This window comes from Micromonospora sp. WMMD956 (genome assembly GCF_029626125.1).
Classification (GTDB): domain Bacteria; phylum Actinomycetota; class Actinomycetes; order Mycobacteriales; family Micromonosporaceae; genus Micromonospora; species Micromonospora carbonacea.
In genome coordinates this window covers 6,277,419-6,302,078 of the sequence record NZ_JARUBI010000005.1, presented here as the reverse complement: position 1 = coordinate 6,302,078, position 24,660 = coordinate 6,277,419, and the positions used below count along the sequence as shown (strand labels likewise).

Sequence of the window (24,660 nt, the reverse complement as noted above, 5' to 3'; positions counted from 1 at the left end):
CGGTCAGCCGGCGGTCAGCGCCCGGTGCAGGCGGCGCGCCTCGGTCACCACCCGGCTCGACCCGCCGCGCCCGGCCACCTCGGCCAGCCCCGGCACCTCGACGCGCGCCCCGGTGGCCGTGGCCGTCTCGGCGGCCAGGGTCAGCAGGTCGGGCAGGCCCCGGGGCGGGGTCGGCGCGGCGAGCAGCGGCGGCAGCGCCGCGGCGAGCAGCCGCCACACGCTGCGCGGCGCGCCCGCGCCGGCCGCGTCGCGCAGCGGCTCGACGGCCCGGGTCAGCTTCACCAGCTGGCCCGCGCCCAGGTCACCCAGCCGCGCGCCCACCCCGGCGGCGTCCAGCCGGCCGGTCGCGGCCAGGCCGAGCAGGGCGTCCAGCGCGGCGACCCGGTCGACGCCGTGGCGCGCGGCGAGCCCGTAGGCCAGCGCCACGTCGACGGCGGGCCCGCCGGTGCCGCCGCACTCGGCGAGCAGGGGCAGCGCCAGCGCGCCGTCGCGCCGGTCCAGGTCGGCGGCGGCGGTCACCTGCGGCAGCACGTACGCGGCGACGACGCCGAGGTGGTGCGGCAGCACCGACGGCCACATCCGTGCCCAGGTGGCGTGGTCCGTCTCCATCGGCGGCGGGTCGACGGTCAGCAGCCCGTACGGGTCGGGGTGGCCGGCCGGGGGACGCAGCTCGACCGCGATCCGCCGGGGCGGGAACTGGCCGTGCTCCCAGTCGTGGCCGACCCGGCGGGGGCGGCGGGCCTGCGGGACGAGCCGGGCGACCGGGTCGGGCAGCCCGCCGGCGCGCAGCCAGGCGGCCATCCGGTCACCGGCCGGGGTGCGCAGCGCCTCCGCCTTGCCGGCGAGGGTGTCGTCGACGCCGGTGGGCAGCCGCAGCAGCGCCTGGGTGAGGTCCCACCGCCAGGGCTGGCGCTCGCCGAGCGCCGTGAGCCGTTCCAGCAGGGCCAGCGGGTCGAGCGCCCCGTTGGCCGAGGTGGGGGCGGCGAGCAGGCCGGGGTGGCCGGGCTCGCCGAGGTGGTGGCCGATCTCGGCCAGGCGGGCGCGCAGCAGGGCGTGCGGCGCCGGCACCCGGGGGTCGGTGCGGGTCAGCTCACGCGCCGGCCCCGCCGGGCCGGGGCGCCGCACGGCGGCGAGCAGCGCGGCCCATCGGCCGCGCTGCGGGGCGGCCGGGCGGGGCACGCCGGCGGTCTCCAGCAGGTCGCTGACGAGGCCGCACAGGCAGCACGGGTCCCAGGTGTGTTCGTTGGCCCAGGCCCAGTGCCGCCGGGCGAGGACCGGGTCGAGCGCGGCGCGCAGCCGCGGGCCGTCGGTGGGGGCGAGCCGGACCAGCCCGTCGAGGATCCGGTCGAGGGGCTCGCCGCGGTGTTCGGTGCCGACCAGCGCGGCGACCTCCTCGGTGAGTTCGTCGAGGTCGGTGATCGGGGCCGGCGCGGGCGCGGGCGGGCCGGGGTGGGGCAGGTCGTCGCCGCGCGCGCCGGCGACCGCCGGACCGCCGGCCGACGCCGGTTCGGCGGCCGGGGCGGCGTCGGCGGCGGCCGGGGCGGGGCCGTGCCGGGCGGTCAGGGCCGCGGCCCGGTCGCGCACATCGACGGCGGGGTGCCCCGCCGCGACGGCGATCACCTCGGCGATCTGGGCCGCGCGGTCCGGGTGCCGGCGGACGAGCCGGTCGAGCCAGGCGAGCTGGCCGCGCACCAGCGCCTTGTCGGGGCGCAGCAGCACCTCGCGGGAGGCCGCGAGCACCGCCTCCGGCTCGGGGTCGGGCAGGGCGCGCAGGGCCTTCTGCGCCATGACGGCGACGGGGGCCGGGGCGTCGGCGAGCAGCCGCAGGTAGTCGGTGGCACGGGCGGCGACCTCCTGCGAGGTGGGTTGCAGCTCGTGCAGCAGGACGGTGAACGCGCGCAGCGCCGCCGGGCGGTCGCCACGCAGGAGCCGGCCGAGCGCGCCGTCGAGCAGGGCGGCCCGGTCGACGACGCCCTCGGCGGCGAGCTGCGCGAGCGCGGTCGGCAGGACGTGACGCCGCCGGTTCTCCCAGTCGGTGTGGACCTCGTCGAACATCATCGGCCCGCCGAGCCCGTCGATCTCGAACAGCCGGGGCAGCAGCGCCGGCAGCAGCGGGTCGGCGCGGAGCCGGTCGACCAGCGGCACGGGCGCGCCGCGGCGGCGGTCGGGCATGCCCAGCGACTGCACCCACAGCTCGACGAAGCGCTCCCCGGTCGGCGGCGCGGCGTCGGCGGGCAGCAGCCCCGCGACGAACCGCCAGTGCCCGAGCCAGACGTCGCGGGTCAGCTTGTCGGCCAGCCGGCGGGCCAGCTCGGGCAGCCAGTCGATGCCCCGCTCGACGGCGACGACGCGGACGAGCCGGGCCGCCCGGTCGCCGTCGATGGCGACGGACCGGCGGCTCAGCAGCGCGGCGGCCTGGGCGGCCGTGGGCAGGCAGCCGACCACGGCGACGGCCAGGGCGGTGCCCTTGGCGCTGCCCCAGAAGGTGGACCGGCGCGTCTTGAACCACTCGGTCAGCTCGACGCCGACGGCCCGGCGGCGCTGCTCGGGCAGCCCGGTCAGGGCGGCGGCGACGAGGTCGGCCGACCCGGCGTCGACGAGGTCGAACAGGTCGCTGCTGCCGCCGGCCGCCAGCTCCCACCGACGCCGGACAGTGGACTTCACACCGCCTCCCGCTCGCCGACGCCGGCCATCCGGGTGGCCAGCGCGTGCTTGCACGGCCCGCGCTGGCCGCGGTGCTTGGCCCACCAGGGGCAGGTGCAGGTGTACGCGTCGTCGGCGAGCCGCCGGACCCGGTAGACCTGGCCCGCGCTGCGGACGGTGGCCCCGGCGTCGTCGGGGTCGACGGCGCCGGACTCGACCAGCGCCCGCGCGCCCACCAGGCGGGGGTTGTCGCGCTCGGCCCGGCCGGCGTCGTAGGGCATCACGCGGTGGAAGTACGCCGCCTCGGCGACGTCGTAGCCGACCCGGCCGGCGGTGCCGAGCTGGGCGAGGGCGCCCCGCACCCGGGCCGCGTCGAGGCCGGCGGAGGTCGCCAGGGCGTCCACGTCGATCGTCGGGTCCCAGGCCAGCAGCGCCGAGACCAGCTCGGCGTCGTCGGCGACGTCGTCGCCGGCCAGGGCGGCCAGCGCGGCGCCCTCGCCGGAGAAGCCCCGGTAGGGCTCGGGCGACAGGGTCAGCGACAGCCGCAGCGCCCCGGTGTCCAGCTCCCAGGTGCTGGGCAGCGCCCCGACGCCGGGCGCGACGGTCGGGCCGTAGACGGTCAGGGTGCGGGCGTGGCGCAGCAGGCCGCGCAGGGCGGCGAGCCGGCCCGCGCCGGCCAGGCAGACCGCGCCGGCCACGGGCCGGGAGGTCAGCCGCAGGCTCCGCCCGGCGGGCACGGCCCAGAGCACCGACCGGTCGGTGGCGGTGGGCAGCCGGCGCAGGAACGTCGCCGCCTCGGCCGCCGCGAGCTGGGCGCGCGGCTCGAACCCGGCGGCGAGCACCTGCACCTCGGCGAAGCCCCGCAGCCACCGCTGCGGCAGCGGCACCTTCTTCTCCACGACCGCGCCGTCCATCGTCTCCACGGTGAGGTCGTCGGGGCCGACGGACAGGCGCAGCGGGTCGAGGCCGCCGACGCGCGACAGCGCCTCGCGCAGCGGGTTGTTGACGTCCACGTTGGTGGTGCCGTGTTCCAGCACGTCGCCGTCGAGCCCCTCGGGCAGGGCGTCCAGGCGGGCGTAGACGCCGCAGCAGCCGGAGAACGACTCGAAGCGCAGCCGGTCGCGGCTGCCCGTGACCACCGGGTCGAGGCTGGCCGGGCTCACCGGCCGGAAGTAGCGGGTGCGGGCGACCTCGGCGACCGCGAGCAGCCCGACGGCGGCGGCCTGCGGCGTGGTGAGGAAGCCGCTGAAGAAGCGGGGGTTCGGCGCGGGCCCGCCGCTGGTGGACAGGGCGAGGCCGGACCGGCTCAGGGCGGAGGATCCGAGGTACCTGTACGTCTGTTGGGCGCTCACGGGCCCGGACGCTACAAGATCCCTCCGACACCGCGCCCCCGCGCGGCTTGCCGGCCGGCGGCGTCACCAGGGGTGCAGGGTGCCGTCCTCCAGCCGGTTGACCGGCAGGTACGCCGGGGAGTAGGGGTAGCGGGCGGCGGCCTCCTCGTCGATGTCCACCCCGAGCCCCGGGGTCTCGGCGGGGTGCAGGTAGCCGTCGGCGAAGTGGTAGCCGTGCGGGAAGACCGCGTCGGTCTCCTCGGTGTGCCGCATGTACTCCTGGAGGCCGAAGTTCGGGATCGCGAGGTCCAGGTGCAGGGCGGCGGCCAGGCAGACCGGCGACAGGTCGGTCGCGCCGTGCGAGCCGCTGCGCACGTGGTGCAGCGCGGCGTAGTCGAAGATGCGCCGCAGGTGGGTGATGCCGCCGGCCCGGACCACGGTGGTGCGGACGTAGTCGATGAGCTGCTCGCGGATGAGCGTGGTGGCGTCCCAGACGGAGTTGAACACCTCGCCGGTGGCGATCGGCGTGGTGGTGTGCTGCCGGATGAGCCGGAAGCCCTCCTGGAACTCGGCGGGGACCGGGTCCTCCAGCCAGGTCAGCGCGTACGGCTCCAGGCTGCGGCCGAGCCGGGCCGCCTCGATGGGGGTGAGCCGGTGGTGCACGTCGTGCAGCAGCCGCAGGGTCGGGCCGAACTCCTCGCGGACCCGGGCGAACACGTCGGGGGTGTGGGCCAGGTAGCGGGCCGTCGACCAGACCGTCTCGGTGGGCAGCGCCGCGTCGGCCGGCTCGTAGAACATCTTGTCGGCGCTCACGCCGTACGTCTTGGCCAGGCCCGGCACGCCGCACTGCACGCGCACCGCCCGGTAGCCGAGGTCGACGAAGCGGGCCACCTCGGCCAGCACCTCGTCCACGGTCTCGCCGTTGGCGTGGCCGTAGACGGTGACGCCCTCGCGGGAACGGCCGCCGAGCAGCTGGTAGACCGGCAGGCCGGCGACCTTGCCCTTGATGTCCCACAGCGCGGTGTCCACCGCCGCGACGGCGCTCATGGTGACCGGGCCGCGCCGCCAGTACGCCCCCTGGTAGAGGTACTGCCAGGTGTCCTCGATCCGGGCCGGGTCGCGCCCGATCAGCAGCGGCACCACGTGCTCGCGCAGGTACGCCTCGACGGCCAGCTCTCGGCCGTTGAGGGTGGCGTCGCCGACCCCGGTGACGCCCTCGTCGGTGACGATCTTGAGGGTGACGAAGTTGCGGCCCGGGCAGGTGACGATGACCCGGGCGTCGACGATCCTCACGCGGTCTCCTCCGTCGTCTCGGTGGCGGGGCCGGTGGCGTCGGCCGGCGCGGCGAGCACCCCGGCGAGCCACGCGAGCTGCCGGCGGACCTGCACCGCCTCCCCGCCCTCGTGGCCGTTGAACGGGTAGACGTGCATCACCCGCTGCGGCGGCCCCGGCCGGCCGTTGGCGGCGCCGTACTGGTTGTGGGCGGCGAACACGGTGCTCGGCGGGCACACGATGTCGCGCAGACCGACGCCGAAGTGCGCGGGCGCGACCGCCCGGCGGGCGAAGGCGACGCCGTCGACGTAGGACAGGGTGCGCCGCACCGCGTCCTCGGCCGTCCGGTCGGCGGCGAGGTAGCGGGCGATCTCGCCGTACGGCTCGGCGTCGGTGATCTCGATGGCCCGCTGGACGTGGCACAGGAAGGGCGCGGTGGTGATCAGGGCCGCCAGGTCGTCGACGAGGCCCGCCACCGCGAGGGCGATTCCCCCGCCCTGGCTGTTGCCGGCGACGACGACCCGGCCGGGGTCGACGCCCGGCAGCGCGCGGGCCGCTTGCACGGCCCGCACGGCGTCGGTGATCAACCGTCGGTAGTAGTAGTTCTCGGGCGCGAGGATGCCCCAGGTCACCGGCCAGGGGCCGCCCGGGGCGCCGGCGCGCGGGTCGGGGGTGTCGCCGGCCGCGTAGTGGCCGGACTGGCCCCGGGCGTCCATCAGCAGGTGCGCGTAGCCGGCCACCGGCCAGGTGAGGCGCTCGTGCGGCAGGCCCCGGCCGCGCCCGTAGCCGACGTATTCCACGACGGCGGGCAGCGGCCCGTCCGCCCCGGCGGGCCGGGTGTACCAGGCCCGCACCGGGTCACCGCCGTAGCCGGCGAACGTGACGTCCCAGGTGTCGACCAGGCGCAGGTGGGTCGGCTCGGGCCGGACCTCGCCGAGCACGGGGTGCTCGGCCGCCGCCGCGAGGGTCGCCCGCCAGAACGCGTCGAAGTCGGCGGGCTCGGCCACGGCGGGGACGTACTGCCGGAGCTGGTCGAGGGGCAGGTCGAACTGGGGCATGGAACCTCTCCGAAATTTTCGAGGACTGTATCATGCGCCATGCCCGGGTACGATGACCACCGTCGATCCGCTTCGGGCGGGACGAGCCTTGACATGCCCATTTAAGGCCCTTAAGTTGCCCGAAATAGGTCACGCGGAGATTTCCGAAAAATTTCGGGCCGGCTCGCCGTCGTCAGTCGTCGCGGGCCACCGGGGAGCCTCCCGGGCCCGGCTGAAGGGGTGTGGCATGAACAGTCAGCTGCCCGTGCACGACGCGGAGGCGTCCCCGGACGCCGCGCGGTGGCGCGACCCGCGGCTGAGCCCGACCGAGCGCGCCGACGCCCTGCTGCCGCTGATGTCGCTGGAGGAGAAGGTCGCCCAACTGGTCGGGGTGTGGGTCGGCGCCGACGCCTCCGGCGAGGGGGTCGCGCCACACCAGGCCGACATGGTCGACGGCGAGCTGCGGTGGGACGACGTCATCCGGCACGGGCTCGGCCAGCTGACCCGGCCGTTCGGCACCGCGCCGGTCGACCCCGTGGCCGGCGCGCGTTCGCTGGCCGCGTCCCAGGCCGAGATCGCGGCGGCGAGCCGGTTCGGCATCCCCGCGCAGGTGCACGAGGAGTGCCTCACCGGCTTCGCCGCCTGGCGCGCGACCGTGTACCCGACGCCCCTGGGCTGGGGCGCGTCCTTCGACCCCGAGCTGGTCGAGCAGATGGCCGGCCACATCGGCCGGTCGATGCGGGCGGCCGGGGTCCACCAGGGGCTCGCGCCGGTGCTCGACGTCACCCGCGACTACCGGTGGGGCCGCACCGAGGAGACCATCGGCGAGGACCCCTACCTCGTCGGCACGACCGGCGCGGCCTACGTGCGCGGCCTGGAGGCCGCCGGCGTCGTCGCCACCCTCAAGCACTTCGCGGGCTACTCGGCCTCGCGCGGCGGACGCAACCTGGCCCCGGTGTCGATGGGTCGCCGGGAGCTGGCCGACGTGATCCTGCCCCCGTTCGAGATGGCGCTGCGCCTCGGCGGCGCCCGTTCGGTGATGCACTCCTACGCCGAGATCGACGGCCTGCCCGCCGCCGCCGACGAGGGCCTGCTGACCCGCCTGCTGCGCGACGAGTGGGGCTTCACCGGCACGGTGGTCGCCGACTACTTCGCGGTGCGCTTCCTCCAGACGCTGCACCGGGTCGCCGCCGACGGCGTCGAGGCGGCGCGGCTGGCCCTGCGCGCCGGCATCGACGTGGAGCTGCCCACCGTGGACGCGTTCGGTCCCCCGCTGGTCGAGGCGGTCCGGGCCGGCGCGGTCGACGAGGCGCTCGTCGACCGGGCGCTGCGCCGGGTGCTGGCGCAGAAGGCCGAGCTGGGCCTGCTCGACCCGGGCTGGCGGCCGCTGCCCGACGGCGTGGACGGGCTGCGCCTCGACGACGCGGGCGCGCAGGAGGTGGCCCTGCGCCTGGCCCGCGAGTCCGTGGTGCTGCTGCGCAACGACGGCGGGCTGCTGCCGCTGGAGGCCGGCCGCCGCGTCGCCCTCGTCGGCCCGGTCGCCGACGACCCGATGGCGATGCTCGGCTGTTACACGTTCCCCTCCCACGTGGGGGTGCGCCACCCCGAGCACGGGCTCGGCGTGGAGCTGCCCTCCCTGCGCGAGGCCCTCGGCCGCCTGGTGCCGGGGCTCACCCACGCCCCCGGGTGCGCGGTCACCGGCGGTGACACCGCCGGCTTCGCCGCGGCCGTGGCGGCGGCCGCCGCGGCCGACGTGTGTGTGCTCGCCGTCGGCGACCGCTCCGGGATGTTCGGCCGGGGCACGTCCGGCGAGGGCTGCGACGCCACCGACCTGCGGCTGCCCGGGGTGCAGCCCGAGCTGGTCCGGGCGGTGCTCGCCACGGGCACGCCCGTGGTGCTGGTGCTGCTGGCCGGGCGGCCCTACGCGCTCGGTCCCGAGGTCGACGCCGCCGCGGCCGTCGTGCAGGCGTTCTTCCCCGGCCAGCGCGGCGGGCAGGCCATCGCCGAGGTGCTCACCGGCGCGGTGAACCCGTCCGGGCGGCTGCCCGTCGGCGTGCCCCGGGACGCCGGCGCCCTGCCGTCGACCTATCTCAACCCGCCGCTGGGCCGCCGGTCGGAGGTGTCGTCGGTCGACCCCACCCCGGCGTTCCCGTTCGGCCACGGGTTGAGCTACACGACGTTCGAGTGGAGCGACGCGGGCGTACGCGGGGTCGACGACGTCCCCACCGCCGACGCGGGCGGCGGCGACCGCCTCGACTGGGCGGTCGACGGCGAGGTCGAGGTCGACGTCACGGTCCGCAACACCGGCGACCGGGCCGGCGTCGAGGTCGTCCAGCTCTACCTGCACGACCCGGTCGCGCAGACCACCCGGCCGGTGGTCCGCCTGGTCGGCTACGCCCGCGTCCCGCTCGCGCCGGGCGAGAGCGCCCGGGTGACGTTCGGCGTGCCCGCCGACGTCACGTCGTTCACCGGGGCGCACGGCCGGCGCGTCGTCGAGCCCGGCGACGTGGAGCTGCGGCTGGGCCGCTCCAGCGGCGAGTTCGCCGCCGCCCTCCCGCTGCGCCTCGTCGGCGCCGAACGCGCCGTCGGCCACCACCGCCGGCTGGTGTCGACGGCGCGGGTCGCCCCGGCCGCCGTCCCGCAGTCCGCCTAGGCACCTCCGCCCCGTCCTGGAGGCCGTCGATGACCGTCCCCGACACCCTCGATCCCCCGCCGGTGCCCCCGACGCGGGACGCCCCCACGCCGGCGGGCCGCCCCGCGCCGCGCCGCCGGGGGCGACGCCGCACCTGGCGGCAGGCGCTGCGCAAGGACTGGCAGCTCTATTCCCTCGCCGTGGCGCCGCTGCTGTTCTTCCTGGTCTTCCGCTACCTGCCGATGGCCGGCAACGTGATCGCCTTCCGGAAGTTCTCCCCCGGCGGCAGCCTGTTCGGCGAGACCTGGGTGGGGCTGCGCTACGTACGCCTGTTCCTGGCCGACCCGACGTTCTGGGACGTGTTCACCAACACCCTCGTGCTGGGGACGCTGACCCTGCTGTTCTGCTTCCCGCTGCCGATCGTGCTGGCGCTGCTGCTCAACGAGGTCCGCGCCCGCCGGCTCAAGCGGTTCGTGCAGTCGGTGTCCTACCTGCCGCACTTCCTGTCCATCGTGATCGTGGCCGCCATGGTCATGCAGCTGACGTCGATGGACGGGACGGTCAACCAGATCGTGCGCGGCCTCGGCGGCGAGGCGGTGCCGTTCCTGCAACGGCCGGAGTGGTTCCGCACGATCTACGTCTCCTCCGAGGTCTGGCAGACCGTCGGCTGGGGCACCATCCTCTACCTCGCCGCGCTCACCACGATCGACGAGAACCTCTACGAGGCGGCCCGCATCGACGGGGCGAACCGCTGGCGGCAGACCTGGCACGTGACGCTGCCGGGCATCCGGCCCACGATGGTGACGCTGCTGATCCTCAACATCGGCACGTTCATGGCGGTCGGGTTCGAGAAGATCCTGCTGCTGTACAACCCGCTGACCTACCCGACCGGCGACGTGATCTCCACGTACCTCTACCGGATGGGCTTCGAGTCGAGCAACTTCAGCTACGCCGCCGCGATCGGCCTGTTCGAGGCCGTGATCGGGCTGACCCTGGTCCTGTCGGCGAACGCCATCTCCAAGCGCACGGTGGGGACGAGCCTGTGGTGACCGTGGAAGCCGCCGAGACCGGCGAGACCCGGCGGATGGCCCGCCGGCCGAAGGGGATCCGCCCCACCCGGGGCTACCGGGTCTTCCAGGCGGTCAACGCCGTCATCCTCACCGGCGTCGTGATCGTGACGCTGTACCCGTTCGTCAACATCGTGGCCCGCTCGCTCAGCGACGAGGCGTACATCATCGCCGGGCGGGTGAACCTCGTCCCGCGCGGGTTCAACCTGACGACGTACAAGCTGGTGATGTCCGACGCGTTGTTCTGGACGAACTACCGCAACACGGTGGTCTACACGGTGGTCGCCACGGTCATCTCCATCGTGCTGACCACCTGCTACGCGTACGTGCTGTCGAAGCCGCGGCTCAAGGGGCGCGGGGCGCTGGTCGGCATCGCAGTGTTCACCATGTTCTTCTCCGGCGGGCTGATCCCCAACTACGTGCTGATCACCAGCCTGGGCATGAAGAACACCATCTGGGCCGTGGTGGTGCCCAACGCCATCAACGTGTTCAACCTGCTGGTGATGAAGGCGTTCTTCGAGAGCCTGCCGGAGGAGCTGGAGGAGGCCGCCGCCGTCGACGGGCTGAACACGTACGGGACGCTGCTGCGGATCGTGCTGCCGCTGTCGAAGGCCATCATCGCCACGATGGTGCTGTTCTACGCGGTGTCGTTCTGGAACTCCTGGTTCACCGCGTTCCTCTACCTGGACCAGCAGGAGATGTTCCCGGTGACCGTCTACCTGCGCAACCTCATCGCGGGGGCCACCGGCGCCCAGTCGGCCGGCGGCGTGGCCGAGTCCGACGCCGTCCAGGCCGCCGCGACGTTGCAGGCGGTGACCATCGTGCTCACCACCCTGCCCATCCTGGCGGTCTACCCCTTCATCCAGCGCTACTTCGTGTCGGGCGTGATGCTCGGCGCGGTCAAGGGGTAGCCCAGCGAGGTTCCCCCTCCACCCCACCACCGTTTGCGAAAGGACGAGCCGTGCTCCACAGAACGTGGCGGCGCGCGGCCATAGCCGCGGCCAGTCTGCTCACCCTCACCCTCGTCGCCTGCTCCTCCGAGGAGGCCGGCGACGCCAAGGACCTGTCCGGCAACCGGGCCGGCGCCATGGCGGACTACGGCGTCGGGACCCAGTTCACGGCAACCGAGCCGCTCTCCTTCTCGATCCTCTACAACAACCACCCGAACTACCCCCTGAAGAACGAGTGGCTGTTCTGGTCGGAGCTGACCAAGCGGACGAACGTCAAGCTCGAACCGGTCGCCGTGCCGCTGAGCGACTACGAGCAGAAGCGCAGCCTGCTCATCGGCGCCGGCGACGCCCCGCTGATCATCCCGAAGACCTACCACCCGGCGGAGAACCAGTTCGTCTCGTCCGGCGCGATCCTGCCGGTCAGCGACTACCTGGACCTGATGCCGAACCTCAAAGACAAGATCGACAAGTGGGGGCTGAAGCCGGAGATCGACACGCTGCGCCAGTCCGACGGCAAGTTCTACCTGCTGCCGGGCCTGCACGAGAAGCCCTGGCAGGAATACACGGTCGCGGTCCGCACCGACATCCTCGACGAGCTCAAGCAGCCGGTCCCGAAGACGTGGGACGAGCTCTACACGGTGCTCAAGGCGATGAAGGCGAAGTACCCGGACTCGTACCCGTACTCGGACCGGTGGAGCAAGCCCAACCCCGCCGGCGCGCTGCTGCGGATCGCCGGCAACTCGTGGGGCACCCAGGCCGGCTGGTCGTTCCAGCACAACACCTGGGACCCGGCCGCCGGGAAGTTCGTCTACACCGGGGCCACCGAGCAGTACAAGCAGATGGTCCAGTACCTCAACAAGCTGGTCACCGAGGGGCTGCTCGACCCGGAGAGCTTCACCCAGAGCGACGAGGCCGCCCGGCAGAAGCTGGCCAACGGCAAGTCCTTCGTCATCACGAGCAACGCGCAGACCCTGGTCAACGACTACCGGCCGGACCTGGCCAAGACCCTGCCCAACGCGAAGCTGGTCAACATCCCGCTGCCGGTCGGCCCGGCCGGTGAGATCAACCCCGCCTCCCGGCTGGAGAACGGCGTGATGATCTCCAAGAAGGCCCGGGACAGCAAGAACTTCGTGGCGATGATGCAGTTCATCGACTGGCTCTACTACTCCGACGCCGGCCAGGAGTTCGCCAAGTGGGGCATCGAGGGCACCACGTTCGTCAAGGACGCCGCCGGCAAGCGGATGCCCGCCCCCGACGTCGACATGATCGGGCTCAACCCCAAGGGCACCAAGCACCTGCAGAAGGACTTCGGCTTCGCCAACGGGGTCTTCGCCTACGGCGGCAAGCTCGACCTGGTGCAGTCCTTCTTCTCCCCCGAGGAGCTGGAGTTCCAGAAGGTGATGAACACCCGCAAGCCGATCGAGGTGCCGCCGCCGGCACCGCTCACCGACGCCGAACGCGAGCAGGTGTCGCTGTGGGAGACGCCGCTGAAGGACTACGTCACCCAGAACACGCTGAAGTTCATCCTCGGCCAGCGGCCGCTGACCGAGTGGGACGCCTACGTCGGTGAGCTGAAGGCCCGCAACTCCGACAAGTACATCGACGTGGTCAACAAGGCGTACGAGCGGTTCAAGAAGGACAACGGCTGACCGTCCGGTCCCGGCCGGGCCCCGCCACCGGGGTCCGGCCGGGACCGGCGGCCCGGCCGGCACGACGAGCACGACGAGCAGGACAGGGACGAGATGCGGATCCACGTACCCGGGCGGCCCACGGGCCGGCTGACCGACGCCTGGCGGGCCTGTGTCGGCACCGGCCGGTTCGAGCTGGCGTTGCGGCGCGATTACCAGGACTCGCTGGCGCTCGTCCAGCGGGACATCGGCTTCCGGCACATCCGGGGGCACGGCCTGCTCAGCGACGGCGTCGGCGTGCACCGCCCCTACGAGCACGCGGGTTCGCGGCGCGTGCGGCACTCGTTCACGTACGTCGACCAGGTCGTCGACGCGTATCTGGAGCTGGGGATCCGGCCCTTCGTGGAGCTCGGCTTCATGCCCTCGGGCCTGGCCTCCGGCGACCAGACGGTGTTCTGGTGGCAGGGCAACGTCACCCCGCCGGCGTCCTGGACGGAGTGGGCGGACCTGGTCCGGGCCACGGTCACGCACCTGGTCGACCGGTACGGCCTCGACGAGGTGCGCGGCTGGCCCATCGAGGTGTGGAACGAGCCGAACCTGACGGCCTTCTGGCAGGACGCGGACCGCGACGCCTACCACCGGCTGTACGAGGTGTCGGCGCACGCCGTGAAGGAGGTCGACGCGTCCCTCCAGGTCGGCGGCCCGGCCATCTCCCCCGGCTCCGACGAGTGGCTGGTGCCCTTCGCCGAGTTCGTCGCCGCGCGCGACGTCCCGTGCGACTTCGTCAGCCGGCACGCCTACACCTCCGGCCCGGCGCAGCACGTGCCGTTCGGCACCCACCAGACCCTCGCCCCGGCGGAACACCTGCTGGAGCAGTTCGCCGCGCCGCGCCGGCTGCTGGCCGGCACCGCCCTGGCGGAGCTGCCCGTGCACATCACCGAGTTCAACTCCTCCTACCGGCCCGACAACCCGATCCACGACACCGCGTTCCACGCCGCCTACCTCGCCCCCGTGGTGGCCGCCGGCGGCGACCTGGTCGACTCCTTCTCGTACTGGACGTTCAGCGACATGTTCGAGGAGGCGGGGATCCCGACGGCGCCGTTGCACGGCGGCTTCGGCCTGCTCACCCACCGGCAGCTCAAGAAGCCCACCTACCACCTGTACGCGTTCCTGGCCCGGATGGGCGACGCGGTGCTGGCGCGCGGGGCGGACCACCTGGTCACCCGCGACGCCGACGGCCGGGTCACGGTGCTGGCGTGGGCGCCGGTGGACGTCACCGGCCGCGCGCCGACGCCCGAGCGGCACACGCTGGCGCTGTCGGTGCCGCTGGACGCGCCCGGGGCGACGTCGGCGTACCTGGCGCGCTCGTCGGTGAGCGAGGAGGCGGGCAACGTCCAGGCGGCCTGGGCCGAGATGGGCCGGCCCCGGTCCCCGCTGCCGCGCCAGCTCGACGCGCTGCGGGAGGCCGCCGAGCCGGCCCGCAGCCACCGGAGCCTGCCGGTGGTGGGCGGCCGGGTGGAGGTCGACCTCACCCTCGCCCGGCACGAGGTGACCCTGGTCGAGATCGACGCGGTACGCGACGAGACCCCGCCGTGGTGGGACGACGACCGGCTGCTCGGCCTGCCCGGCCGCGGCGTCGGCGGCCACGACGCAAACGGGCGAGACGGAAACGGCCACGACGGCGACGGGCGACGCGACGGCGTCCCGGCCGGCGGGGACGGGCGGCCGTGAGCGGCGACGCCGCGCGGGCCGCCCGGCAGTTCGGCGAGGGCCCGCTGTCGCGGTCCGCCGCGCGGGTCTACACCCTGCTCGTCGTCGAGTTGCTCCTGCTGCTGGCCTGCCTGCCCGGCCTGGTGCCGCTGGTCCTGCTCGACGCCGACGCGAGCAACATCCCGCTCTACGCCGCCTGCGCGTTGCCGCTGGGCCCGGCGCTGTCGGCCGCGCTGTACGCGCTGCACCACCAGCGCCCCGACCTGACCGACCTGCGGCCCGCCGCCGCGTTCCGGCGCGGCTACCGGGCCAACCTGGCGGGGGTGCTGCGGATCTGGGCGCCGCTGCTGGCGTTGCTCACCGTCGTCGCGGTGAACCTCGCCCACCTGGACGTCGCGGGCGTGCCCCGGTGGTGGGCGGTGCCGCTGGTCGGCGTCGCCGCGCTGGCGGCCCTCGTCGGGGTGAACGCGCTGGTGATCACCTCCCTGTTCGCGTTCCGGGCCCGCGACGTCGCCCGGCTCGCCCTGCACTTCACGGTCCGCGCCCCCGGGGTGGGCATCGGCACGGCCCTGGTGCTCGTGGCGGGAGCCGCCGTCACGGCGGTCACCTCGGAGGCGGTGCTCGCGCTCGCGGGCTCGGTGTGCGCCCTCGCGCTGCTGCGCGTGGCCGCCCCGATGGTCGAGACGATCCGCGAGGAGTTCACCGCATGAGCCTGCCCTCCGCCACGACCGGCCCCGCCACCGCCGGCCCCGACGCCGCGGGCCACGCCGCCGGCGACGACCCGGCGGGCCCCGGTGGGGACGTGCACGCCGCCTGGCTGCCGCCGGAGGCGTTCGCCCCGCTCGGCTCGCGCCGCGTCCTCGTGCGGGGCGACGGGGTGCTCGTCGACACCGTCTTCGACGAGGTCGAGCGGGCCTGCGCCCGGCACGGCGGCCGGGCGGACCGGACCGCCGGGGACCGGGCGGTGGACCTGGTGCTCGCCCTGCGCGACGCCGGTCCCCTGCCCGCCGCCGCGACCGCGCTGGCCCGGGCGGCCGGGGCCGACGGGCCGCTGGGCGGCGAGGGGTTCGCGCTGGCCCGCGCCGAGGGCGTGACCGTGGTGCTGGCCGACGCGCCGGCCGGCCTGCTGTACGGGCTGTTCCACCTGGTGCGTCTCGGCGCGGCGGCGTTCGAGGGCGACCACCCGGTCCGGCGGCACGCCCCCGCGATGGCGCTGCGCATGCTCGACCACTGGGACAACGTCGACGTGCACCCGGTGATGGGGCAGGTCGAGCGGGGCTACGCGGGCGGGTCGATCTTCTGGCGGGCCGGGGCGGCGCGCCGCGACCTCGACCGGGTCCGCGCGTACGGGCGGCTGCTGGCCGCGTGCGGCGTCAACGCGATCTCGGTGAACAACGTCAACGTCCACGCGACCGAGGCGCGGCTGCTCACCGACCGCCTCGGCGACGTCGCCGAGCTGGCCGACGCGCTGCGCCCCTACGGCGTGCGGGTGCACCTGTCGGTCACCTTCGCCGCGCCCGTCGTCCTCGGCGGCCTGCCGACCGCCGACCCGGTCGACCCGGCGGTGCGCGCGTGGTGGGCCGCCGCCACCCGCCGCGTCTACGCGCGCATCCCCGACTTCGGCGGCTACGTGGTGAAGGCCGACTCGGAGGGGCAGCCGGGCCCGTTCACGTACGGGCGCGACCACGCCGACGGCGCGAACCTGCTCGCGGAGGCCCTCGCGCCGTTCGGGGGCGTGGTGCACTGGCGGGCGTTCGTCTACAACCACCGGCAGGACTGGCGGGACCGCTCGACCGACCGGGCGCGGGCCGCGTACGACCACTTCGCCCCGCTCGACGGCCGGTTCCGCGACAACGTGGTGGTGCAGGCGAAGTTCGGCCCGATCGACTTCCAGCCCCGGGAGCCGGTGTCGCCGGTGCTGGCCGCGATGCCGGCGACCCGGCTCGCGGTGGAGTTCCAGGTCACCCAGGAATACACGGGCCAGCAGCAGCACGTGTGCTATCTCGCGCCCTGCTGGAGCGAGGCGCTGACGTTCGCGCCGTGGGGGCCCGGCGGGCCGACGGTCGCCGACGTGGCCGCCGGCTCCGGGCCGGGGCCGGCGGCCGGCGGCGGCCTGGCCGCCGTGGCCAACGTCGGCGACGACCCGTTCTGGACCGGGCACCCCCTCGCCCAGGCCAACCTGTACGCCTACGGCCGGCTCGCCTGGGACCCCGGCCTCGATCCGGTCGCCGTCCTCGACGAGTGGATCGACCTCACCTTCCCCGCGTCGACGGTCGGGGACCCGGCCCTGGTGCGCGAGACGCTGCACGCCGTCATGGACGACTCGTGGCGCACCTACGAGCGGTACACCGCCCCGCTGGGCGTCGGCTTCATGGTCAGCCCGGCCCGCCACCACTACGGCCCCGACGTCGACGGCTACGAGTACTCGCGGTGGGGCACCTACCACTTCGCCGACCGCGACGGGGTGGGCGTGGACCGCACGCGCGCCACCGGCACCGGCTTCACCGGGCAGTATCCGCCGCCGTGGTCGCAGGTGTACGAGTCGCTGTCCGACTGCCCCGACGAGCTGCTGCTCTTCTTCCACCACGTCCCGTACGGGCACGTGCTGCGCAGCGGGTCGACCGTCATCCAGCACATCTACGACACCCACTTCGCCGGGGTGCAGCAGGTGGCCGGGATGCGGCAGCGGTGGCGACGCCTCGCCGGGGTGATCGACCCGGCGGTGCACGCCCGGGTGGCCGAGCGCCTCGAGGAGCAGCTGCGCTGCGCGATCGAGTGGCGCGACCAGGTCAACACGTACTTCTTCCGCAAGTCCGGGGTGCCGGACGTGCGGGGGCGGACGATCCACTGAACGCAGGCGGCGGGCTGTCAATCATGTGACAGCTTCCCGGCCTCCGCCCCGCCCCGGCGCGGGTTCCCGCAGGTCGGAGGGCCCAGCGCGCGGCGGCGGGCCCGGGGCGACGCCGGCGGGCGGCCAGGACGACGTTCCCACGGCACCGCCCGCCTGCCTAGGCTCGCACGGTGATCGAACCCGCTGGCCCGGACCCGCTGCCGGCCGTGCCGGAGGACGACGGCCGCCGGGCCACGGGCGACCGGCCGCGCGTCCTGCTCGTCGTGCTCGTCGCTGCCCTCGTCTTCCTGGTGCCGGTGACCATCGTCTTCCTCGCCACCGAGGGGATCGACCGGGCGGACAAGTACGCGAGCGTGTTCGGGCTGTTCGCGGGGATCTCCAGCGTGCTCCTCGGCCTCGTGTCGCTCCTTCCGCGCCGGCGGGACCGGCCGGCGGGGCCCGGCGACGGCGCAGGCCCGGGAAGCAACGCCCCGGGAGGCGGCGGCACCGGGACCGGCGGCGGCCCCCGCTCGCGGCAGCGCAGCCGGACCTTCGGGTTCACCGCCGGCGTGGTGGGCACCACGATCCTCTCGTGCACCGTCGCGACGACCACGCAGTCGAGCCTGAACGCGCCGCCCCCGGTCGACGAGTCGCCGCCGCTCGCGGTCGTCGCCGCGGTCGACTGGGCGTGGTGCGACGGCACGGTGCTCGCCGCGACGTCGCCCGCCCGGCTCCCGGCCCCGCCGCGGCGGTACACGCCCGGGGACTGGGCCGACTGGTTCACCCGGCTCGGCGGCGCCCGGACCGGCGCCTCCTGGGTGACGCTGACCCTGCGGTCCCGCTCGGATGCCACCGTGACCGTCACGGACATCCGGGCTGCGGTGGCCGGGCGGAGCGAGCCGCCCGAGGTCTCGACCACCGTCGGCGTCGCCTGCGGGGGGCCCGGGGGCGACGAGCCCGGGGGCGACGCGCTCCGGTTCGACCTCGACGCCGAGCCCGCCCGATCGACCGGGGGCGTCCGCTTCCCGCTCGCCGTCACCAGGTCGGTGTCGGTGCTGCCCGTGCGGGCGCAGTCCGGCCAGCCCCAGGTCCTCTCCTGGCGGCTGGAGATCGACTGGGTGTCGCAGGACCGACGGGGGACCCTCACCGTGGACGAACTGGACGGGCTTCCGCTGCTCACCGGCGGCGAGGGGCGGTCACGCTGCTTCTACACGGAAACCGGCACGATCATCGAGAGCCTCTCCGGCGAGGGCTGCCCGACCCGCTGACCGCCCCGGCTGCCGTGATCGTAACCACAGTTCACGCGGCCGTATTGGGCGCGTGAAACCGTGGACCACCTTGTTACCGTTTCGCGGTGCGTTCGCGTGGCCGCGCGTCCACCAGGGGGGCGGTTGCATCCAACCGGGCGCACGGGGCCGCCGTGTGCGACAGCCCCGCCCGACAGGTAACCCACAACGTGCTGCCGCCCGAGGTGCGGCACGCGGCCGATCGGCGGCATCCGCCAGCTTCATCAGGAGATTCCGTGAGCAGTCAACCCGCGGCGCCGGCCAAGCTCGACGCCGCCGTACTGAAGATCGCCGGGGTCGTGGTCCTCGGTGCGATCATGTCGATCCTCGACGTGACCGTGGTCAGCGTGGCGCTGCCCACGTTCCAGACCGAGTTCGACGCCTCCTACGCCCGGGTCGCCTGGACGATGACCGGCTACACGCTCGCGCTGGCCACGGTGATCCCGCTGACCGGCTGGGCCGCCGACCGGTTCGGCACGAAGCGGCTCTACATGGCGGCGCTCGTGCTGTTCACGCTCGGCTCGGGCCTGTGCGCCACCGCCGACTCCATCGGCCAGCTCATCGGCTTCCGGGTGTTGCAGGGCCTCGGCGGCGGCATGCTGATGCCGCTCGGCATGACGATCATGACGCGGGCGGCCGGGCCGGAGCGGATCGGCCGGCTGATGGCGGTGCTGGGCATCCCGATGCTGCTCGGCCCGATCGGCGGCCCGATCCTGGGCGGCTGGCTGATCGACGTGGCGAGCTGGCACTGGATCTTCCTGATCAACCTGCCGATCGGCGTCGTCGCGCTGGCCTACGCGCAGTGGGCGCTGCCGAAGGACGCCCCGGAGCCGTCCGAGTCGTTCGACTTCGTCGGGATGCTGATGCTCTCGCCGGGCCTGGCCCTCTTCCTCTACGGGGTGTCGTCGCTGCCCGAGACCGGCACGTTCGCCGACCGGAAGGTGTGGCTGCCGATGCTCGTCGGCGGGCTGCTGGTCGTCTCGTTCGTCGTCTACTCGTTCAAGCCGAAGCACCCGCTGCTCGACCTGCGGCTGCTGCGTGACCGCAACCTCACCGTCGCATCCGTCACGATGGCCGTCTTCATGGTCGCGTTCATGGGCGCCGGCCTGCTGTTCCCGAGCTACTTCCTCCAGGTGCGCGGCGAGTCGACGCTCGACGCCGGCCTGCTGATGGCCCCGCAGGGCATCGGCGCGATGGTCACGATGCCGATCGCGGGCATGCTGGCCGACAAGATCCCGGTCGGCCGGACGGTGCCGTTCGCGCTGGTGCTGATCGCGGCCGGCTTCTTCGCGTTCACCCAGGTCGGCACCGACACGTCCTACCTGCTGCTGTGCGGCTCGCTGTTCGTCATGGGCCTGGGCATGGGCGGCACGATGATGCCGATCATGACCTCGGCGCTGAAGACGCTGACCAACCACGAGGTGGCCCGGGGTTCCACGCTGCTGAACATCCTCCAGCAGATCGCCGGGTCGGTGGGTTCGGCGATCATGTCGGTGATCCTCACCAGCAAGCTGAACGACGCGCCGGTCATCCCGGGGGCGGTCGACCCGAACACGGGCGCGCCGGTCACCGAGGCCGGGCTGGCCATCGCCGTCAAGCAGAACCCGGACCTGGCCCAGCAGTTCCCGGTCGACCCGGGGCTGCTCCAGCGGGGGCTGGAGTTCGTCGCCGACTCGTTCGCCACGACGTTCTGGGTGGGCTTCGCCCTGGTGCTGGTGACGTTCGTGCCGGCCTTCTTCCTGCCCCGCCGGCGTCAGGTGTCCCACCTGCTCGACGACGGGCAGGCCCCGGCCCCGGTGCTGATCCACTGAACCACTGAACCGCTGGTCCACCGATCCACCCGTCGCGGCGTGGGGCGTCCCGCCCCACGCCGCGACGGCGTTCCGGTCCGCGCCCACCCGGCGGGGCCGGGCGCTCAGGCCAGCGGGGCCACCGGGCGGAAGGAGCTGTCCGCCCGGAAGACGGCGGTGTCCTGGTACAGGTCGATGCGCAGCGCGTAGTCGTAGTGGCGCAGGTAGCGGCCGGGGAAGTTGTAGGACTCCAGCGAGACCGCCCCGCTGACCGAGCCGGGCCGGGCGCAGAAGGTGGCGTCCCGCCCGAAGATCGCGCTGCCGTCGTTGGCGTCGGCCCGGATCCGGTAGTCGTAGTGCCGCAGGTACCGGCCGTCGGCGGTGCGCAGCGAGTAGCAGTTGGCGTCGGCGAGCCCGGCGACGACGGTGAGGGTGGCGTCCTGGCGGGCCTGCGCCGGGCTGGCCGTGGAGACCGGGTCGAGGTAGCCCAGGTTGTCGGCGCGGCGGGCCACGTACCGGTCGGGGAAGTTGACCGACTGCAACGACCGGCCGCCGGTGGGCAGGGTGACGCCGCCGGGGACCGTCTCGCGGAGCACGGTGAAGTGCCGGGCGAAGCCGGACAGCCCGGGCAGCTCGGCCGGCGGGGTCCAGGTGCGCAGCCCGTCGGAGCTGTCGCTGAAGTAGTACTTGCCGACCGTGTACCCGTCGAAGTAGATCCGCCAGCCGCCGTTGTCGAGCGGCACCAGCGCCTGGCCCTCGCGCGGGCCGCCCCAGCCGGCCCAGTCGCCGGTCCCGACGAAGGTGTAGGGGCCGTTCAGGCTGCTCGCCGTCGCGTGCTCGATGTACTTGGTGGTCTCCTGCTTGGCGAACGCGTGGTACGTCGCGCCGACCTTCACCACGAACGTGTCGATGTGGTTGGGGCCGATCCCGGAAAGGAGCGTGGGTGTCGCGAACGCGGTGAGCGAGGAGTTCGTCGCGCGGAGCCGGTACGGCTTGAAGTCGGCCCCGTTGGTGGAGAGCGAGACGATCACGTTGACGCTGCCGTCGCTGTCGACGAACCACTCGGGGGCCCAGGTGTTCTGCACCGTCATGGGGATGGTGTGGTTGCGCAGGAACGTCCAGTTGACCCGGTCGGTGCTGGTGGCGAAGCCGATGGTGTTGCCGGTCCAGTTGGTGGTGTAGACGACGTAGTAGCGCCCGTCGGTGTGCCGGATGATGCTCGGATCGCGGATCAGCCCGGTCGGCGGCGTGTAGGCGGGGCCGCGCAGCAGCCGGTAGCCGGTGGCGTCGGCCGACTCGTAGACGTACATGTTCGATTCGCTGCTGTTGGTGAACGCCGTCATCGTGTAGCGGGAGGTCTGCCCGGCGGGGGGCGCGGCGGCCGCCGCCGGGGTGACCCCGACGGCCGGCAGCCCGGCGGCGAGCGACGCGAGGACGGTCGCGGCCGTCAGCGCCGCCCGACGCCACGACCGGCGGACGGTTCGGAACATCTGCCACCCCCACGTCAACAATCGAAGTTACTCGATGTTAACGCTCCCCTGACCGGGTGACAACGAGATCGTGCCCCGTCAGTGCGCCGCCACGACCACCGCGTCGGCCGGCAGGCCGGCGAGCCGGGCCGGCCGCACGACGACGAGCAGGACCACCGTGGCGGCCACCATCCCGCCCGCCACCACGAGGGCCATCGCCACCGCGCCGGTGCCGAGCATCCCCACCAGGGGCGCGGCCACCGCGCCGACGCCGAACTGCACCGCACCGAGCAGCGCGGAGGCGGTGCCGGCCGCCTCGCCGTGCCGGGACAGCGCCAGCGCCGGCGCGTTCGGCATCGCCAGCCCCGCCGCGGCGAGCACCGCCCACAGCGAGGCCAGCAGGGTCGGCAGCCCGCCCAGGCCGGTCACGGCGAAGAAGAGCAGCGCCAGCCCCGCCACGGTCCCCGCGCCCAGGGACGCCACGAGGATCCGCTGCGGGGAGTGGCGACGCAGCAGCCGCACGTTGAACTGGGTCGCCCCGATCAACCCCACCGCGCCCGCCCCGAAGGCCAGCCCGAACTGCTGCTCGTCGAGGCCGTACTGCTGTTGCAGGACGAACGACGACCCGGCCACGTACGCGAACAGGGCCGCCATGGCCAGGCCGGCGACCAGCACCAGGCCGACGAACGTGCGGTCGCGCAGCAGCGACCCGTACACGGCCAGGGTGGCGAGCGCCCCGCCGCGTCGCCGCCGCTCGGCCGGCAGCGTCTCGCGCAGGCCGAACACGGCGACCACGACGAGCGCCGCCCCGAAGACGGCCAGGGCCACGAACACGCCCCGCCAGTCCGTCCAGCGCAGCAGCCCGCCGCCGAGGGTGGGCGCGAGGATCGGCGCGGCCCCCATGACCAGCAGCAGCCGCGACAGCAGCGTGGCGAAGGCCGCGCCGCTGAACAGGTCGCGGACCACGGCCATCGCGACCACCGAGGCCGCCGCGACGCCCAGGCCCTGCACCACCCGCAGCGCGCCGAGGACGGCGACGTTCGGCGCGACCACGCACAGCGCCGACGCCACGATGTGCAGCGCGATGCCGGCGATCAGCGGCTTGCGCCGGCCGACCGCGTCCGACAGCGGGCCGATCAGGAGCTGGCCCACGGCGAGTCCGGCGAGCGTGCCGGTGAGGGTCAGCTGCACCGCCGCCGACGTGGTCTGGAAGTAGGCGACGAGCGCCGGGAAGGTGGGCAGGTACATGTCGATGGTCAGCGGGCCCACCGCGATCAGCGAGCCGAGCACGAGGACGAGCCGCAGGCGCTGCCGGCGTCCCATCGCGTCGCCCGGCGTCGACGGGGCCGCCGTCGCCACGGTGGCGGCCTTCATCGGGACGCTCCGGCGCGGCCGGCGCGCAGCCGGGCGGGAAATGATGCAACTGTCACAACAGGCTCCAAATCCGGGGCCCGGCTGCTGATTCCCCGTCCGGCGACAGGTAACGCAGGTCACAGGGCGGTGGGCCCCCCGCGAACGCTACGGGCGCAGGGGGCCCACCGGGCGTCAGACGGTCGAGCAGGCGGCGCCGTTGAGGGTGAAGGAGGACGGTTTGCCGGCGTTGCCGGTGTGGTTCGCCTGGAACCCGATCTCCACCGACCCGTTCGGCGCGACGCTGCCGTTGTAGGAGACGTTGCGGGCGGTCACCGCGCCGCTGGTGGGCGTGTAGGTGGCGTTCCAGCCGCCGGTGATGCTCTGCCCAGCCGGCAGCGTGAACGCCAGGGCCCAGCCGTTGACGGCCGCGGTGCCGGTGTTGGTGATCGTGACGGACGCGGTCAGGCCGTTGCCCCAGGCGTTGACCGTGTACGCCACCCGGCACGCACCGGACGCCGGGGGCGTGGTGGGCGGCGGGGTGGTGGGCGGGGGCGTGGTCGGCGGGGGCGTCGTGGGCGGCGGCGTGGTCGGCGGGGGCGTCGTCGTCGGGGGCGTGCCGCCGATGCTGCCCGGCACCGCGCGCAGCGCGTTGTACCAGGCGGTGGCCATCTTGCCGTAGCCCGTCGCGTTGGGGTGGATGCCGTCGGCGAGGTCGGCGTAGGTCAGCGCGCTGCCGATGTCCACGAGGTGCACGCGCCGGCCGGCGTTGACCTTGCTCTGCACGATGCCCGGGATGGCCGCGTTGTACGTCCGCACCGCGTTCTCGGTGCCGGAGCGCGGGATGATCGTCGCGACGAAGACGTCCGCCGACGGCGCGGTCGAGGTGATGCGGTCGATCAGCGTGGACAGGCGGGACGCGGCGGCGGTCGGGTCGCCGTACATGTCGTTCGTGCCGATGTGCAGCAGCACCGTGCGGGGGGTCGTCGCCCGCAGCCAGTTGACGACGTTGGCGTCGACCTGGGAGATGGTCCAGCCCGAGTGGCCCTCGTGGTCGTGGTCGCCGAGGCTGGCCGGCCCGTTGAACATCGAGCCGACGAAGTCGATCCGGTAGCCGCCGGCGGCGAACTTCTGCCACAGGTCGATGCGGTAGCCGCCGGGGACGTTGAAGCCGTCGGTGATCGAGTCGCCGAGCGGCATCACCCGGACGCCGCCGTTGGACTCGGCGTTGGCGGGGGCGATCGCGAACGTGACGGCGGTGGCGACGACCGCCATGACGGCCGCCGCGGCGCCGAACAGGCGATTTCTTCGTGTCATGCGTATCCTCCCGATGGTGGTTGCCCGGGCGAGGGACGTGCCGGGGCGAGGTGCGGAATCCGGGCGCGGCGTCGGCCCCGTCGAGGTCCGCCCGCGGACGGCGGGCGGGGGTGAACGGCGGCACGGCGGGTCGGCGCGCCACCGCAACTGCCGGGGGCGGCGCGGGAAGGCCAACCGTCAGCAGTGCCCGTGCGGCTGCGCCGCCGGCCCCGGTGTCCGGGCGGACGACCGGCGGCCCGTGGCTGGAGCGTGCCCTTCACCCTGGCCGCCGACACCATAACGTGTTACCGCTAACACCCACAATGGATCGTCAGCTGGCGATACTTCCAGGCGCGCGGCGGGCGGGAC

At 74.3% G+C, this 24,660-nt stretch carries 16 protein-coding genes; 9 read left to right on the top strand and 7 right to left on the bottom strand.

The annotated features are described in order from the left end of the window. Positions 1 to 3: 3 nt before the first annotated feature. The 4 genes from O7628_RS27435 to O7628_RS27420 form a co-directional block, all read right to left on the bottom strand. Positions 4 to 2,664, bottom strand: coding sequence for a DUF6493 family protein (locus tag O7628_RS27435; protein ID WP_278134962.1), 2,661 nt, complete (start codon positions 2,662 to 2,664; stop codon positions 4 to 6). Continuing rightward, on the bottom strand, positions 2,661 to 3,995 hold the full coding sequence (locus tag O7628_RS27430; protein ID WP_278134961.1) for an SWIM zinc finger family protein: 1,335 nt from the start codon (positions 3,993 to 3,995) through the stop codon (positions 2,661 to 2,663). Before O7628_RS27430 ends, O7628_RS27435 begins: the two co-directional genes overlap by 4 nt. Positions 3,996 to 4,058: 63 nt before the next feature. Further along, on the bottom strand, positions 4,059 to 5,267 hold the full coding sequence (gene manD, locus O7628_RS27425) for a D-mannonate dehydratase ManD (RefSeq protein WP_278134960.1): 1,209 nt from the start codon (positions 5,265 to 5,267) through the stop codon (positions 4,059 to 4,061). Continuing rightward, entirely contained in the window at positions 5,264 to 6,304 is a 1,041-nt protein-coding gene (locus O7628_RS27420; protein WP_278134959.1) for an acetylxylan esterase, read from the bottom strand. The genes manD and O7628_RS27420 overlap by 4 nt, the downstream gene beginning before the upstream one ends. 226 nt (positions 6,305 to 6,530) lie before the next feature. On the opposite strand from O7628_RS27420, the gene O7628_RS27415 reads away from it, so the two are divergent. From O7628_RS27415 to O7628_RS27375, 9 genes are all read left to right on the top strand, one after another. Continuing rightward, entirely contained in the window at positions 6,531 to 8,936 is a 2,406-nt protein-coding gene (locus O7628_RS27415) for a glycoside hydrolase family 3 N-terminal domain-containing protein (protein ID WP_278134957.1), read from the top strand. A gap of 29 nt (positions 8,937 to 8,965) precedes the next feature. Continuing rightward, a complete protein-coding gene (locus O7628_RS27410; protein WP_278134955.1) occupies positions 8,966 to 9,964 on the top strand; it encodes an ABC transporter permease subunit in 999 nt (332 codons plus the stop codon). After that, positions 9,961 to 10,893, top strand: coding sequence for a carbohydrate ABC transporter permease (locus O7628_RS27405; RefSeq protein ID WP_278134953.1), 933 nt, complete (start codon positions 9,961 to 9,963; stop codon positions 10,891 to 10,893). Before O7628_RS27410 ends, O7628_RS27405 begins: the two co-directional genes overlap by 4 nt. 50 nt (positions 10,894 to 10,943) lie before the next feature. Beyond that, the gene (locus O7628_RS27400; protein WP_278134950.1) at positions 10,944 to 12,581 is read left to right on the top strand and encodes an extracellular solute-binding protein; all 1,638 of its coding nucleotides are present in this window, start codon (positions 10,944 to 10,946) and stop codon (positions 12,579 to 12,581) included. Between the two features lie 93 nt (positions 12,582 to 12,674). Next, complete coding sequence (locus tag O7628_RS27395; protein ID WP_278134949.1) at positions 12,675 to 14,291, top strand: xylan 1,4-beta-xylosidase; 1,617 nt, start codon at positions 12,675 to 12,677, stop codon at positions 14,289 to 14,291. Continuing rightward, the gene (locus O7628_RS27390) at positions 14,288 to 14,980 is read left to right on the top strand and encodes a hypothetical protein (RefSeq protein WP_278134948.1); all 693 of its coding nucleotides are present in this window, start codon (positions 14,288 to 14,290) and stop codon (positions 14,978 to 14,980) included. Before O7628_RS27395 ends, O7628_RS27390 begins: the two co-directional genes overlap by 4 nt. Further along, complete coding sequence (locus O7628_RS27385) at positions 14,977 to 17,121, top strand: alpha-glucuronidase (protein WP_278134946.1); 2,145 nt, start codon at positions 14,977 to 14,979, stop codon at positions 17,119 to 17,121. Before O7628_RS27390 ends, O7628_RS27385 begins: the two co-directional genes overlap by 4 nt. Before the next feature lie 170 nt (positions 17,122 to 17,291). Beyond that, on the top strand, positions 17,292 to 18,368 hold the full coding sequence (locus O7628_RS27380) for a hypothetical protein (RefSeq protein WP_278134944.1): 1,077 nt from the start codon (positions 17,292 to 17,294) through the stop codon (positions 18,366 to 18,368). Between the two features lie 254 nt (positions 18,369 to 18,622). Next, entirely contained in the window at positions 18,623 to 20,197 is a 1,575-nt protein-coding gene (locus O7628_RS27375; protein WP_278134942.1) for a DHA2 family efflux MFS transporter permease subunit, read from the top strand. A 104-nt stretch (positions 20,198 to 20,301) separates the two neighbouring features. Here the strand turns inward: O7628_RS27375 and O7628_RS27370 are convergent, their stop codons facing one another. The 3 genes from O7628_RS27370 to O7628_RS27360 all read right to left on the bottom strand — a co-directional run bounded on the left by O7628_RS27370 (position 20,302) and on the right by O7628_RS27360 (position 24,270). Further along, complete coding sequence (locus O7628_RS27370) at positions 20,302 to 21,666, bottom strand: glycoside hydrolase family 43 protein (protein WP_278134940.1); 1,365 nt, start codon at positions 21,664 to 21,666, stop codon at positions 20,302 to 20,304. Between the two features lie 78 nt (positions 21,667 to 21,744). Then, a complete protein-coding gene (locus O7628_RS27365; protein ID WP_246384618.1) occupies positions 21,745 to 23,019 on the bottom strand; it encodes a multidrug effflux MFS transporter in 1,275 nt (424 codons plus the stop codon). A gap of 171 nt (positions 23,020 to 23,190) precedes the next feature. After that, entirely contained in the window at positions 23,191 to 24,270 is a 1,080-nt protein-coding gene (locus tag O7628_RS27360; protein ID WP_278136422.1) for a cellulose binding domain-containing protein, read from the bottom strand. Positions 24,271 to 24,660 lie beyond the last annotated feature (390 nt).

What these genes read in the sequence shown, in the direction of transcription:
- O7628_RS27365 (WP_246384618.1), bottom strand. Translation starts at nt 23,019, where the DNA reads ATGAAGGCCGCCACCGTGGCGACGGCGGCCCCGTCGACGCCGGGCGAC.
- O7628_RS27395 (WP_278134949.1), top strand. Translation starts at nt 12,675, where the DNA reads ATGCGGATCCACGTACCCGGGCGGCCCACGGGCCGGCTGACCGACGCC.
- O7628_RS27410 (WP_278134955.1), top strand. Translation starts at nt 8,966, where the DNA reads ATGACCGTCCCCGACACCCTCGATCCCCCGCCGGTGCCCCCGACGCGG.
- O7628_RS27415 (WP_278134957.1), top strand. Translation starts at nt 6,531, where the DNA reads ATGAACAGTCAGCTGCCCGTGCACGACGCGGAGGCGTCCCCGGACGCC.
- O7628_RS27360 (WP_278136422.1), bottom strand. Translation starts at nt 24,270, where the DNA reads ATGGCGGTCGTCGCCACCGCCGTCACGTTCGCGATCGCCCCCGCCAAC.
- O7628_RS27420 (WP_278134959.1), bottom strand. Translation starts at nt 6,304, where the DNA reads ATGCCCCAGTTCGACCTGCCCCTCGACCAGCTCCGGCAGTACGTCCCC.
- O7628_RS27370 (WP_278134940.1), bottom strand. Translation starts at nt 21,666, where the DNA reads ATGTTCCGAACCGTCCGCCGGTCGTGGCGTCGGGCGGCGCTGACGGCC.
- O7628_RS27385 (WP_278134946.1), top strand. Translation starts at nt 14,977, where the DNA reads ATGAGCCTGCCCTCCGCCACGACCGGCCCCGCCACCGCCGGCCCCGAC.